The sequence below is a fragment of the Pseudomonas sp. URMO17WK12:I7 genome (assembly GCF_003269045.1).
In the GTDB taxonomy this organism is placed as follows: domain Bacteria; phylum Pseudomonadota; class Gammaproteobacteria; order Pseudomonadales; family Pseudomonadaceae; genus Aquipseudomonas; species Aquipseudomonas putida_J.
The window spans coordinates 113,882-127,374 of sequence record NZ_QLTL01000007.1; the positions used below are offsets into that span (position 1 = coordinate 113,882).

A 13,493-nucleotide genomic window follows, 5' to 3' on the forward strand; every position below is an offset into this window, starting at 1 on the left:
CATGGTAGGTTTTCACTCCCCGGAGACGGACCATGACCCCGCTGTTGCAATTACTGGCCCTGGACAACCGACTGCAAACGCTGCTGCCACCGCTGGACGGCGTCGAACACCGCCTTGACCAGTACCTGGCCGTACTGTTTCCAGGCAAGGTCATCCGTGCCAGCGCTCTGCGTATAGGCCGTCACAGCCTGCTGGAACTGGTCGGCCTGCACCTGTTCGATGGCGGCATATTCCGCTTGCCCATCGGTAGTCAGCCCGAGCATGAGCAGTACCCACGACTCGCCCTGCCCGTCGACTTCAACGCCCGGGTCGACAGTTTCTGCAAGAACATCCGCAAGGACCTGCACGCACAGTTGGCTGAATACTGGCAGGCCCGCGACAGCACGGGCCTCACCCGCCTGGTGCGCCTGGCGTCCTTGCGACGCGAACAGCTGGATATCGAAATGCGTTTGCGCAGCGGTGATCAGACCTTGTCGGCAGCGCATGCCCAACTGCTTAGGACCTGTATCGAATACCCCCTCCCCTGGCAACGCCGCCACTTGCCCACGTCAGCGCGGCCGCAGGTCTATCGCCCACTGCTGACCGCCACCGCGCCCAACTGGCGCAGCCATCTGCCCGGCGTATTGATACTCACCGAACAAGGCCAGGAAGGTCGGCTGCTCGAAGCCCACGAACCGGTCGGCAGAGCCGTGTTGTACACGGCTCTGCACGGGGTGGAGGCATTCGAAAGTCTCGCCGAGCTTCACCTGGAACTGTGCCAGCGCCTTGAAGACCCACTGGAGAGCGCCCCGCTTGTCAGCCTGCTGCCCCACCCTGAAGACCAGCGACGCGCGCGCATGGCCGAACGCCTGCGCTATGACTGGTACAGCGAGGATATTGCTCAGAGCCAGGCCATGGCCATCCGCGACGCCCACATTCAGCGCCTGACCCATGCCTGGCAAGATGCCTGGCAACGAGGCCAACAGCGCGATGTAGCAACGCTCGATGCAGCACTGGCTAAAGCGCTGGACCTGCACATGGAACTCTCCAGCAAAGGTCCGCTGGCCACCCGATACGGGCTGCTGCTCGAAAAACACCTGCCAAACTGGCTGCGCTCCACCTCACAACAAGGCGTGGCGCACATCATGCAGGCCATGCAGGAACAAGTGGCCGCCATCGAGGCAGCGGCAGCCCCGGGTATTCTCACCCTTGAGCAATTCAAGCAGCAGCATGCCTTGCTGGCTTGGGTGCGTGAACGTTTGCACGAGTTCCTGCAACGTGACCCCGGCATCGATACGGACCCGCAATCCATCTGCGTCAGCGTGACCTTGGCCCGCCAGATCGGCCCCTCCTTCAACCCGCTCGACATCAGTGCCTACATTCCCGTGGCCAGCCGCCCTCAGGTAGGGCCCAGTATCGAACTGGTCAAGCAGACCTATCGGCTCGATAAACTGGCACTGCTCAACATCGCCTGGTTCGATGTCGACTACTGGCTCACCGCCCGCGTGCACCTTGCCGATGGCCAGCCACTTCCAGCCCTCACGCCGCTGCGGGTCAAACAGATCATTCGGCGCTTGAATGCCGGCAATGGTTACCAGGCCTACCTGCGCACGCACCTGCTTGACTCCCCCCACGGCCATTGGCGTCAGCGGGCACATGTTCAACTCAACCGCACGCGCATGAAGGCCGAGGCGGTCAAGGCACGCTACGCAGGCCACTTTCAGCCGGACACCTTCGAGCAAGGGTATGGATGGGCCAGCACGGTGATCCGTTGGCCCGACAGCCATGCCCGGCCGCATTACAACGAACAGCAGGTTATCGCCCGCCAGTTGCTTGTCCAGGGTCAGAGCCTGCAGGGCGTTTTCCTGCTCGTTTCGCCGGAAAACTCCAACCGTATCGTCGCCTACTGCCCGGATGCCCCAGACCGTCGACCCTGGCGTGAATACACCAACACCAGGGCCCTGATAAGAGCAGTACGCAACGATGCCGACTTGCGCAGCTATGTGCTCGAGCGACTGCCACTGGGCAACGGCAAAGCGCTTGAGGCGCTGCTGCGCAAAGGCCGCCTGGGCACGCACATCAAGCTGCAGACCATCACCGGCAACCTGTACGAAGCCCAGTATCGTGCCGAGGTCAACTTCCTGATGGCACAGGCCGATGCTGCCACCCGCAGCAATAGCGAGCTGCTGGGCGAATACTCGGTCAACGTGCTCAGGGTGTTGCTGGATATAGTCGCACTCGTGCTGCCACAAGCGGGTGCCACAGCCCTGGCGTTCGGGCGCTTGGGGATTTCCATCTGGGATGGCTTCGAAGCGTTCGACCAGGACGACCATGCCGGTGCACTGCACCACGCCACCGCCGCATTCGGCCATGCAACAGCAGGCCTCCACAACATGGCAGGTACGGGGCTGATGCGCCGGGTCATGCGCGGGCTGCCCAAGCCACCGCCCGTACCGCTACCGCCGCACTATGAAGTAACCCCCGACGAGACCAGGCTGCGCTACCGCATCGATGCGCTCCACGGCGAGGCGGTCTATGAACGCCAGACGGCGAACCCCGGCCTGACGCAGTACTACGTCACAGATAACCTGGGCCGCTATTTCGGTGTCACCTTCAACGGCAACCGCTGGCGCGCAATTGACCCTGACTTGCCAAATGCCTACCTGAAGCTGCCCATCAAGCGCTGCCGTGAAGGTAACTGGGTGGTCGACTCACCCCTGCTCTGGCATGACGGGCTGCCGGATATCCAGCAACTGCTTGGCGACTGCCGGTTGGCTGCGCCTGTGCAGGGCACCGTTACCGCAGACGATGCCAACCTGTTCGAAGACAACACCCTGCTGTACCTTCAGCTCGGCCTGCATCAGTTGCCCGTGCGCCGCCATCCGCTCAGCAACCATTACCACCTGGTGCTGGCAGATGCCTTGCGCGGCAGCGTGCCTGGCGGCGCGGTGCTGCGCCGGCAGGACGAAGAATGGCGCATACGCGTGCGCCAGACCGGCCGCAGCAGCAACTGGCTGCCACTGCCGGCGGATTATTCCGACAACCGAGGCAGCAGCCGGTCCAGCCGCTGATGCAATGCGCTGCCGCTCGGCCAGTTGCGCAAAAGCCGTGCCCGGTCACGGGCATAGGCCGGGGCGAAACTGAGCTGGGTGGCGTGCTGGCACATGGCGTCAAGGTCGATCAGCGACCATTGGCCGTTGTCCCAGAACAGGTTGTGCCCCTTGAAGTCGCCATGGCTGATGCGCTCGCGGATCAGCTGCTGCATCACATGCACCAGCGCGTCGACCTGCTCTTCAGGTGCCTCGCCGTTGTCCACATAGGGCGCAAAGCATGCGGTCAGGTCCGGGCCATCGACATATTCTGTGACCAGGTAGGCGCGGCTGCGCAGGCCCATCACACGTTGTTCCAGCACCGCCAACGGGCGTGGCGTGGCGATGTCGAGGAACTCCAGGCGGTGCCCTTCGATCCACGAGTGCCAAGCCCTGCTCGGGCGCCAGAAGCGCTTGAACCAGTGCGCGGTGTTCTTGATGTTGTAGCGCTTGAGTACCAGCTTGCGGCCGTTTACCTCGATACGCGCCACGCTGGCAGCACCACCGGTCTTGTACAGGTGGCCCTTGTCGATCAGTTCATCCGCCTGCTCCAGCACCGGCAGCATGGCATCCACTTCATTGCGACGAATCGCCCGCAGGCCTGAAAGGCTGCGCTCGACACTGAACAGGCTGCACTCGCGGCCAGCTTTTTCCAGGTAGTCCTTCTGCCGCCAGTTACGCACCTTGTCCACCTGCTTCTGCAGCGCTTCCAGCGGCAGCGCATGCTCGGCGTTGGCCAGCAGGTAGTGCACCAGCAACGCTTCGATGAACGGTTCCAGGCGCTTGGGCAACTGGGCGAAGAACACCCCGAGGTTTTCCAGCACGCGCGGGCGTGAAAGCTGCTGACCGGGTGTTTCGGCCTTGATACCGGCGCCGTCGATCAGGTACAGCTTGCCGTCGTGGCGCAACAGGTTGTCCAGGTGCAGGTCTTCCTGCCACAAGCCTTGTGCATGCATCTGTGCCACGGCAGTGAGGGCTTCGCCCAGCACCAGAAGCTGCTCGTCAGCCAGCACAGGCAGATCTTCTACCGCTGCCCAGGCATCGGCCAGGCTTTCGGCACCCTCGAGGAACTCGAACAGCAGCCAGCCACCCTCGCCTTCCTTGAGGCCGTCGGCAAGCAGTTGTGGCGTGGTCAGGCCTTCTTTGGCCAGTAGCTTCACGCCGTCCAGTTCGCGCTGGAAGTGCCGTGCGGCATTGCCGCCGACCAGCAGCTTGGCCAGCACCGGGGTGCCGCGCCAGATGCCAGCGCCGACATAGCGCTGACCGGGCAGCACCCGCAACAGGCTGAACAACTGCAGGTCAGCCGTGCCGGCGGCATCGGCCAGGGTAATGCTCAGGGGGAGCGACGGGCTGCGCCCGGCCGCCTTGAGTTCAGACAAACGCATCAGCGGGCCTCTTTTTCACGACGGCGTTGCGTCAGGCGTTGCAGCCAGGTACCGACCAGCGCGCTGTCAGCAGGCTGCTGCAGGTAGGCGGCCAGCAACTGGCGAACCTCTGCCTCGCCCCAGGCGGGGGCACGGCGCAGCAGCGGCTCAAGGTCACGCAAGCGGTCACGCATGCCAAACAGCAGCGGCCGGGTCTTTTCCAGGTCGATCAGCTGCGCATCCCAGCCTTCGCGGCGTTGGCGCAGAAAGATGTGCTTGGGATAGAAGCAACCGTGTACCTGGCCAGCACCGTGCAGGGTGCGCGCCAACTGGCCGCAGGCCTTGAGGATGCCCGCCTGGGCGCCCTCGGCGAGCTGCGGCCACTGGGCCAGCAGGCCCTCCAGGTCGCTCCATTCGTCCAGCGCACGGGTCATCAGGATCGCCCGGTGCTGGCCGTTGTGCTTGCGCTCGCCGTAGAACACAGCCTGCAAAGCCGGAATGTGCAGCTTCTGGTAGCGGCTGATGTTGCGGAACTCGCGGGCGAAGGTCGGTTCGCCAAACGGCCGGTGCAAGGTGCGGGTCAGGTAATCACTCTGGCGCTTGAGGTAGTAGCCCTTGCCTTCGAGCTCCAGGCGGTAGACGCTGCTCCAGCCACCGCGGCCAGTGTTGGGTTCGTCCACGGCGTCGAGCTGCAGCGCCCACAGCGCTTCGAAGTCGTTCAAGCCATGGCGTTTGAGCAGCGCGAGGTCCGCGCTGGCCAGGTAATCGGTCATTCCCTTCCCTCGAAGAAGCTCAGCACCTGGCGAATGCGCCGCTTGTCGCGCACATTCAGGCGCTGGCGCCCACGGTACTGCAGGTAGAAACGCAGGCGCTGGGTCGCCGACAGGTGATATTTGGCCACCTTGTCCAGGCAGGCCAGGTCTTTGATCATGCGGTGGCGCCACATGAAACCACGCCAGAAGTCGCCGGTCGGGCAGTCGATGAAGAATAGCGTGCCCAGATCGTCGACCAGCAGGTTGCGCCATTTCAGGTCGTTGTGGGCGAAACGGTGCTCGTGCATTACCCGGGTGTGGCGCGCCAGCTGGCGGCTCAGCTTGTCGACCCAGACACGGTCGGCCAAGCGTGGGTCGTTGCGTTCGGCCAGGGCCGAGAGGTCTTCGGTACGCGGCAGTTCGCGGGTGATCATCGCACCACGGCCAAAGGCCAGGCCTTTGCGTTCCAGCCCCCAGGCCACCACTTCGGCAGTGGGAATTTCCCACTTGGCGAACTGTTTGAGGTTCTGCCATTCGGCCTTGATGCGCGGCCGGCCCAGGTAGCGGCGCATGTGCTTGCCAGCACCGGTGTAGCGTTTGACGTAGTAGTTGACCCCGTCACGCTCGATGCGGATGACCTCGCTGAGTGGGTCACGCGTGAGGTGTTCACCCTTGAGGGCAAACACCGCATCGAGGCTGCCGAAGTCCGACGCCAGATGTTCGTAGCCTGGCGCCAGTGTCCAACTCGCCATCAGAGTGCATCCCCATAGCGTTGCTTGCGATCGTAAAGTTTCTGCGCCTTGCCTTCGAGCCAGGCGAGCAGCGCAGCCTCTTCGGCCAGAATCTGCCGCAGCGGGCGCTGGAAATAGCCACGCAGGAAGCGCAGCTTGTCGCGCCGCGTAAGGCCGATGTCCAGCGCCGAAAAGTACAGCGCAGCCAGGTCCTTGTCGCGCCAGCGGCGGCTGATTTTCGCCCGGGTCTGCGCACGATGCAGGTCGATCACCGACAGTTTGAAGTCTTCAGGCGTCACCGGCCTGTCCGTGTGCAGCAGGAAGTGGCAGATGTAGCAGTCGCGGTGGTTCACCCCGGCGCGGTGCATGCCGCCGGTCATCTTCGCCACTTCAGCGATCAGCGCGCGCTTGAGGCGCGGCTCGGGCGGGTTCTTTACCCAGTCGATGCTGAAGTCTTCCAGGCTGATGGTCGGCGCCAGCTCTTCGGTGACGATGAACGAATGCTGAGTCGCCGGGTTGCTGCCACGCTCGCCATAGGCCACGGCCGTCATGGTCGGCACGCCAACCTCATGCAGGCGCTGGATGGCTTGCCATTCCTGGCCGGCACCGAGTACTGGCAGCTTGGCGGTGAGCAGGTTCTTGAAGATCTCGCCCCAGCCGATGCCGCGGTGGATCTTGACGAAGAACCCTTCGCCAGCGACCTCGGTACGCAGCGTGCGGCGGCCTTCCAGCTCGCGATAGACCTCGCCTTGCAGCGCTTCCACGGCCTCGAAGGCGTCACGCCCGGCCCACAGGCGCTTGAAAGGTTCGGCCAATATCAGCTTCATGCGTTCTCCTGCCCCAGGATCACATCGGCAGCATGCTGCGGCATGCTGTACAGGTCGGCGCTGTCGGCAAAGGCCAGGCCATTGCGCGACCAGCCGGCGCGGGCCTGCCCGTCTTCGAGCATGCGTTGCAGGTAGCTGTTGAGCTGCTCCTGTTCGAACGGCTCGTCCAGCACCAGGCCGCAGTCGGCCTCGGCGATGTAATGGGCGTAGCCGCAAACCTTGGACACCAGCACCGGCAGGCCGGCCACCAGGGCCTCCAGCAGTACCGTGCCAGTGTTTTCGTTGTACGCCGGGTGAATCAGCAAGTCGGCGCCCAGCAGGAAGCGCGGGATGTCGCTGCGGCCCTTGAGGAACTGCACCTGCTCGCCCAGGCCCAAGGTGGCGCTCTGCAGCTGGAAACCCTTCGGGTCGTCCTGGCCGATGACCATCAGCTTCGTGCGCTTGCGCAGGGCCGAGGGCAGCGCGGCCAGGGCCTTGAGGCTGCGGTCGACACCCTTGGTCTTGAAGCCTGAACCGATCTGCACCATCAGCAAGTCGTCATCGCCCAGGTTGAACTCCTTGCGGAAATCAGCGCGGATCTCGGCGGCATTGGCCGGCGCGCGACGGTCCTGGGAGATGCCCGGCGGCAGCAGGTGGAAGCGTTCCACCGGGGTGCCGTAGTGCTTGATGAACAGCGGCTGCTGCACCTCGGAAATCATCAACACTTCGGTGCGGGCGTCCTTGGCGAACACGGCGCGCTCGTACTCGGCGAAATGCCGGTAGCGGCCCCAGCGGCGGTACAGGCCGCCGCGCAGGGTCTGCGCCTTGTCTTCGAAGCAGCCGTCGGCAGCGTAGTAAACGTCCAGCCCGGGCATCTTGTTGAAGCCGATCAGGCGGTCGACAGGGCGCTTGGCCAGGTCCGCTTCCATCCAGGCGCTGAGCTTCTCGTTGCGCCGGTGGTTGAAGATCGCCTTTACCGGCGCCACCAGCACCTCGAAGCCCGGCGGGATGTCACCCTCCCAGATCAGCGTGTACACGCGGATCTGGTGGCCCCGCTTCTGGCATTCCAGGGCAATGCGCATGAAGTCGCGCTGCAGCCCGCCGAAAGGGAAATATTTGTAAAGCACGAAAGCCAGTTGCATCAACGAACATCCTCAGCCAGCAGCAGCGCGCTCAGGCGGCTCGCTACATGCTCGGGATTCAGGCGAGTGAAGCACAGCGGCCACTCGCGTTTCAGATCGAACCGGCGCTGGTCATCAGCGCTCGGTTTGTAGGTGCATTTCTTCTGCAGGCACGGTGCGCAAGGGAAATCGCTGGCCTGGTGAACCTGCACGCGGCCATAGGCGCCAGTCAGGCCCGGGTTGGTCGGGCCGAACAGCGAAATGGTCGGCACATCCAGCGCTGCGGCCAGGTGGCCGAGGCCGGTATCCACCGCCACACACGCCTTGGCCGCCGCCAGCACACGGGCGACGCCGGCAAGGTTCAATTTGGGGAGCACCTGGCAGTTGTTCAACCCCTGGGCGATGCGCTCGGCGCGGGCCTTCTCGGCCGGGTTGCCCCATGGCAGGCGCACCTGCAGCTTGCGCCGGCCAAGGCGTTCGGCGAGTTCGCGCCAGTAGGCTTCGGGCCAGTGCTTGGTCGCCCAGGTCGTGCCGTGCAGGAACACCACGTAGGGCGCGGCCGGCGGCAGCTGCAGGCGGTCGAGGTCGAGGCCGTAATGGCCGATGCCTTCCGGCAGGTCGTAGGCCAGGGCCATGGCGAACAGCTGGCGCACACGCTCCACGGCATGCTGGCCGACGGCAACCGACAGCGGCCGGTCGTAGAAGCGGCTGGCCCAGCCTTCACGGGCCGAGAAACGGTCCAGGCCGGCGACCGGTGCCTTGACGTAGCGGGTCAGCCAGGCCGACTTTACCAGGCCCTGGGCATCGATCACCAGGTCATACTTGCGCTCGCGAACGCGCTGCTTGAACGCCTTCCACTCGCCGCTCCTGATCGTCTGCCAGATATTCTTGCGCCAGCGGCGGATCGCCACCGGGATGACCTGGTCGACCGCCGGGTGCCAGCTGGGGATCTCGGCGAAGCCTTCTTCCACTACCCAGTCGAAACGGATGCCCGGGATGGCATGGGCAGCGTCGGTAAGCGCCGGCAGGGTGTGGATCACATCACCCAGCGACGAGGTCTTGATGATCAGTACCCGCACTTAGTCGACCTCGGCCACGGTATCGATCAGGTTCGAGCCACCCAGGCTGTGCAGGGCGGCGATGACTTTGCCGGGCTCCAGCAGGCGCAGGCAGTTGTAATGTCCGAAGCGGCAGGTGCGGTCGAAACACGGGCTGCACTCGATGCCGGTGCGCACCACTTCCACTTTTTCAGCCAGTGGCGGCGTAAAGCCTGGCGAGGTAGAGCCGTACACCGCTACCAGCGGACGGTTCAGCGCGGCAGCCACATGCATCAGGCCGGAATCGTTGGAAACCACGGCGTCGGCGCAGGACATCAGGTCGATGGCCTCGGCCAGCGAGGTTTCACCCGCCAAATTGTACGACTCTTCACGCAAGCCCGGGATCAGGCGGTCACGGATCTGCTCACCAACCGGGTGATCGTTCTTCGAGCCGAACAGCCATACCTGCCAGCCCTGGCGGATCATCGCGTCGGCAACGTTCGCGTAGTGCTCGGCCGGCCAGCGCTTGGCCTCGCCGAACTCGGCGCCTGGGCACAGCGCCAGCACCGGGCGATCCAGCGCCAGGCCGAACTTGGCCATGGCGGCTTCACGGCTCTGTGCTTCGATCTGCAGGCTTGGCCGCGGATACGGCTGCGGCAGCTCGGCGCCGGGCGCGTAGGCAAGCGCCATGAAGCGCTCGATCATCAACGGGTAGCGGGCTTTGTCCAGCTTGCGCACGTCGTTGAGCAGGCCGAAACGCATTTCGCCGCGCCAACCGGTGCGCTTGGGGATACCGGCAAAGAACGGCACCAGCGCCGACTTCAGCGAGTTGGGCAGCAGGATGGCCTGGTCGTACTGGCCAGCCAGGGACTTGCCGATGCGCCGCCGCGTGGCCAGCTCCAGCGCGCCGTGGCCGAGCGGGAAGCTCAAGGCCTGGCGTACTTCGGGCATGCGTTCGAGGATCGGCCGGCTCCACTCGGGCGCCAGCACGTCGATCACGCAGTCGGGGTGCTGCTGTTTCAGGCACTGGAACAAGGTCTGCGCCATCACCATGTCGCCGACCCAGCTGGGGCCAATGATCAGTATTCTCATGCTTAGTCCAGAAACGCTCGGGGAGGCTACAGGCTGCTTACAGCCTGGCCTCCCCTCTTTATATTCAGGCTATGTGGCGGACAGTGTACCACTCAGGCATATCCGTCGCTGATTGCAGACCCTGTGGGAGCGGGTTTACCCGCGAACACCGGCGAAGCCGGTGCCATGCACCGCGTGGCCTTCTTCGCGGGTGAACCCGCTCCCACAGGGTTGGCGGGGCCTTCAGGTAAGGCCCAATTCGCTCCAGATCCGCCGCACCTCGCGGCGCTCATCGGCAAACTGCGCCGCATCGATCACCCCGGCCTGCTTCTGCAGGGCCTGGCGGTGCGACGCAGAGCGGAACGCCTTGTACACCTCACGCAACAGCACCGCGTCACTGGCCGGCATCAACCCTGCCTGCTCCAGCTCTTCCAGAATGCGGATGTTATCGGTCCATCGAAGTATGGCCGGATGCGCGTGAGACCAGGCCAAAGCGGCGTATTGCACCATAAATTCGATATCGACGATACCGCCGGCATCCTGCTTGATATCGAACGCAACGCCAGCATCGAAGGCATTGGCCGCGGTGCCGGCAGCCGTGGCTTTGGTGCCAAGGTTGTCACGCATCTTGGCGCGCATCTCGCTCACTTCGCTGCGCAACTTGCCAAGGTCGCGGGCCTGGCCCAGGACCTTGGCCCGCACACCCTCGAACGCCGTCGCCACCTGCTTGCAGCCCACCAGCACACGGGCGCGCACCAAAGCCTGATGTTCCCAGGTCCAGGCTTCGCTCTGCTGGTAACGCTCGAACGCCCCCAGCGAACTGACCAGCAGCCCCGCCGCACCGGAGGGGCGCAGGCGCATGTCGACGTCGTACAGCTGGCCGGAGTTGGTCTGGGTGGTCAGCAGGTGGATGATGCGTTGGCCCAGGCGCGTGAAGAACTGCGCACTGTCGATCGGCTTGGCGCCGTCGGTTTCCGCTTGCGGGTCGCCATCGTGGATGAACACCAGGTCCAGGTCCGAACCGTGGCCCAGCTCCAGGCCGCCGACCTTGCCATAACCGATGATGATGAAGCCTGGGTCGCACAAGCTGCCGTCGCTGCGCTTGGGCTGGCCATGGCGGGCCACGGTCTGGCGCCAGGCCAGGGCCAGCACCTGGTCGAGAATCGCTTCGGCCAGCCAGGTCAGGTAATCGCTGACTTTCATCAACGGCAGGTTGCCGCTGATTTCCGACGCGGCGACACGCAGGCTGTGCGCCAGCTTGAAGTGGCGCAGCGCTTCCATCTGCTGCTCCAAGTCGTCCTCGGGAATGCGCGTCAGCCGCTCACGCAGCTCGGCGGCCAGCTCCGGCGCCAGCGGCGGGCTGAACAGGCGGCCTTCGTTGAGCAACTCATCGAGCAGCAACGGGTAGCGGGCGATCTGCTCGGCGATCCATGGGCTGGCCGCACACAGCGTCAGCAAGCGCCGCAGGGCACCCGGGTTTTCGGTGAGCAGCACCAGATAGGCCGAACGCCGCGCCACGGCTTCGACCAGTGGCAGCACGCGCTCCAGCACCAGGTCCGGGTTGTCGTGCTCCACGGCCTGGGCCAGCAAACGTGGAATGAAGGCATCCAGTCGCTCGCGGCCGATACGTTGCATCGACCGCAGCTGCGGGCTGGCACGCAGCCCGGCCAGGCGGCGCAGGGCTTCGGCCGGTTGCTTGAAACCAGCCTCCTCCAGTTGGCGACCTGCAGCATCTTCATCCTGGGCCTGTTCCCAGAGGGGCGACCACTCGCCACCCACTACCAGCTCGCCTTCACTTTCGTCTTCATCCGGGTCGGCAATCACCTGGCGGAAGTGCCAGTCGACCCGACCGCGCCAGTACATCAGCTGATCGTGGAAGCTCTGCCAGTCGGCAAAGCCGAGGATATAGGCAACACGCTCACGGTCGAGCTCGCTGTCCGGCAGCATCTGTGTCTGGCGGTCGGCGATGGCCTGGATGGCGTGCTCGGTATAACGCAGGAATTCATAACCTTCGCGCAGCTCCGCCACCACTGCCGGCGGCAGGTAACCCTGGCCTTCCAGCGTCGCCAGCACCTTGAGCAGCGGCCGCTGCTGCAGGCTCAGGTCGCGCCCGCCGTGGATCAGCTGGAAGGCCTGGGCGATGAACTCGACCTCGCGGATACCGCCAGCGCCGAGCTTGATATTGTCGGCCATGCCCTTGCGCCGCACTTCCTGCTGGATCAGCTGCTTCATGGTGCGCAGCGCTTCGATCGCCGAGAAGTCCAGGTAACGCCGGTATACGAATGGCCGCAGCATTTCCTGAAGTTGCGCACCTGCGGCCTGGTCGCCAGCCACCACCCGCGCCTTGATCATCGCGTAGCGTTCCCAGTCGCGGCCCTGGTCCTGGTAATACTGCTCCAGCGCATTGAAGCTGAGCACCAGTGCGCCGGCCGAGCCGTAAGGGCGCAGGCGCATGTCGACGCGGAACACGAAGCCGTCGACGGTGACCGGGTCGAGTGCCTTGATCAGGCGCTGGCCCAAACGGGTGAAGAACTCCTGGTTGTCCAGCGAGCGCTTGACCCCTTCCGTTTCACCACCTTCGGGGAAGCCGAAGATCAGGTCGATATCCGACGACAGGTTCAACTCCACCGCGCCCAGCTTGCCCATGCCCAGCACCACCATGTGCTGTGGCTGGCCGCTACGGTTGCCGATTGGCGTGCCGAACTGCTGGCAGTGGCGCGGGTACAGCCACTGGTAGGCTTCGTCGATGGCGGCATCGGCGAGGTCGGACAGGTCGCGGCAGGTCTCGCCCAGCTCGGCCTGCCGTGTGATGTCGCGCCAGATGATGCGCAGCTGCTGGCGGTTGCGCTCGCGGCGCAGGTTACGCGCCAGCTCGTCTTCGCTCTGCGCGGCCTGGGCCGCAGCGGCGATCTGCCCGCGCAACTCGCCTGCGGCGTAACGGCGGTCCAGCTCACCGCTGGCGATCAGGGCAAACAACATGGCCGGTTCACGCTGGGCCAGGCCAAGCACGAAGTCGCTGGCGGCGGCTACTTGATCGAACTGTTGCCGGTGCAGCGGGGTCCAGGTTTGCAGGTCGAGTTCAGCGTGGCCTGCCACGGCATCGCTCAGAAACTGCTGGTTGCGAACGACCAGCGGTTGCAGGGAAGCAGGCAGTTCGAGCGGCAAAGGTAGGCGCATGGTCTATCCTTGATCGGCGTGAAATGGAGGGGAAAACGCGGCCAAGAGGAAGCCGGACCACGGTTGGACTGTCATACAAAAGTTGGAAATAGCTGAAAAAAACGAATCATTGGCACGAAACATCAAGATCCACCTGTTCGCGACACACCGCCAACCAACATGAACGTTTTTCCTCACAAGCCGAGGTGCGACCAAACGTCGCATTTGTGTAGTTTTACTACTACCCATGGCGTGCAAAAGCATGAAATGCCGAAGCAAATGTAGTAAAACTACACGGCGCCGGGAGACACCCCGGTAATCCAAGAATTCACGACGTCTGCCCATAAGGCCAGTCGCAAACTCAGGCCCCCGATTCTGGTGGCCTTT

Annotated in this window: 9 protein-coding genes; 1 reads left to right on the forward strand and 8 read right to left on the reverse strand. The window is 64.2% G+C overall.

Translation table 11 applies throughout. The features are described from left to right. Positions 1–32 precede the first annotated feature (32 nt). A complete protein-coding gene (locus H040_RS11435; RefSeq protein ID WP_027917519.1) occupies positions 33–3,050 on the forward strand; it encodes a dermonecrotic toxin domain-containing protein in 3,018 nt (1,005 codons plus the stop codon). Here the strand turns inward: H040_RS11435 and H040_RS11440 are convergent. The 8 genes from H040_RS11440 to glnE form a co-directional block, all read right to left on the reverse strand. Next, positions 3,011–4,453 (reverse strand): lipopolysaccharide kinase InaA family protein, encoded by a 1,443-nt coding sequence (locus H040_RS11440; RefSeq protein WP_027917520.1) that lies wholly within the window; start codon positions 4,451–4,453, stop codon positions 3,011–3,013. The two genes, H040_RS11435 and H040_RS11440, sit on opposite strands and share 40 nt — an antisense overlap. Further along, the gene (locus tag H040_RS11445; protein ID WP_027917521.1) at positions 4,453–5,205 is read right to left on the reverse strand and encodes a lipopolysaccharide kinase InaA family protein; all 753 of its coding nucleotides are present in this window, start codon (positions 5,203–5,205) and stop codon (positions 4,453–4,455) included. The genes H040_RS11440 and H040_RS11445 overlap by 1 nt, the downstream gene beginning before the upstream one ends. Then, positions 5,202–5,936 (reverse strand): lipopolysaccharide kinase InaA family protein, encoded by a 735-nt coding sequence (locus tag H040_RS11450; protein WP_027917522.1) that lies wholly within the window; start codon positions 5,934–5,936, stop codon positions 5,202–5,204. The genes H040_RS11445 and H040_RS11450 overlap by 4 nt, the downstream gene beginning before the upstream one ends. Continuing rightward, on the reverse strand, positions 5,936–6,742 hold the full coding sequence (rfaP, locus tag H040_RS11455) for a lipopolysaccharide core heptose(I) kinase RfaP (protein WP_027917523.1): 807 nt from the start codon (positions 6,740–6,742) through the stop codon (positions 5,936–5,938). The genes H040_RS11450 and rfaP overlap by 1 nt, the downstream gene beginning before the upstream one ends. Further along, complete coding sequence (locus H040_RS11460; RefSeq protein ID WP_027917524.1) at positions 6,739–7,863, reverse strand: glycosyltransferase family 4 protein; 1,125 nt, start codon at positions 7,861–7,863, stop codon at positions 6,739–6,741. Before H040_RS11460 ends, rfaP begins: the two co-directional genes overlap by 4 nt. Further along, positions 7,863–8,921 carry a lipopolysaccharide heptosyltransferase I gene (gene waaC / locus H040_RS11465; RefSeq protein ID WP_027917525.1) on the reverse strand — a complete coding sequence of 353 codons (1,059 nt, stop codon included), beginning with the start codon at positions 8,919–8,921 and terminating at the stop codon, positions 7,863–7,865. Before waaC ends, H040_RS11460 begins: the two co-directional genes overlap by 1 nt. After that, positions 8,922–9,971, reverse strand: coding sequence for a lipopolysaccharide heptosyltransferase II (gene waaF, locus H040_RS11470; RefSeq protein ID WP_027917526.1), 1,050 nt, complete (start codon positions 9,969–9,971; stop codon positions 8,922–8,924). A 222-nt stretch (positions 9,972–10,193) separates the two neighbouring features. After that, the gene (gene glnE, locus H040_RS11480; protein ID WP_027917527.1) at positions 10,194–13,127 is read right to left on the reverse strand and encodes a bifunctional [glutamate--ammonia ligase]-adenylyl-L-tyrosine phosphorylase/[glutamate--ammonia-ligase] adenylyltransferase; all 2,934 of its coding nucleotides are present in this window, start codon (positions 13,125–13,127) and stop codon (positions 10,194–10,196) included. Positions 13,128–13,493: the final 366 nt, after the last annotated feature.

What these genes read in the sequence shown, in the direction of transcription:
- H040_RS11435 (WP_027917519.1), top strand. Translation starts at nt 33, where the DNA reads ATGACCCCGCTGTTGCAATTACTGGCCCTGGACAACCGACTGCAAACG.
- H040_RS11440 (WP_027917520.1), bottom strand. Translation starts at nt 4,453, where the DNA reads ATGCGTTTGTCTGAACTCAAGGCGGCCGGGCGCAGCCCGTCGCTCCCC.
- H040_RS11445 (WP_027917521.1), bottom strand. Translation starts at nt 5,205, where the DNA reads ATGACCGATTACCTGGCCAGCGCGGACCTCGCGCTGCTCAAACGCCAT.
- H040_RS11450 (WP_027917522.1), bottom strand. Translation starts at nt 5,936, where the DNA reads ATGGCGAGTTGGACACTGGCGCCAGGCTACGAACATCTGGCGTCGGAC.
- rfaP (WP_027917523.1), bottom strand. Translation starts at nt 6,742, where the DNA reads ATGAAGCTGATATTGGCCGAACCTTTCAAGCGCCTGTGGGCCGGGCGT.
- H040_RS11460 (WP_027917524.1), bottom strand. Translation starts at nt 7,863, where the DNA reads ATGCAACTGGCTTTCGTGCTTTACAAATATTTCCCTTTCGGCGGGCTG.
- waaF (WP_027917526.1), bottom strand. Translation starts at nt 9,971, where the DNA reads ATGAGAATACTGATCATTGGCCCCAGCTGGGTCGGCGACATGGTGATG.
- glnE (WP_027917527.1), bottom strand. Translation starts at nt 13,127, where the DNA reads ATGCGCCTACCTTTGCCGCTCGAACTGCCTGCTTCCCTGCAACCGCTG.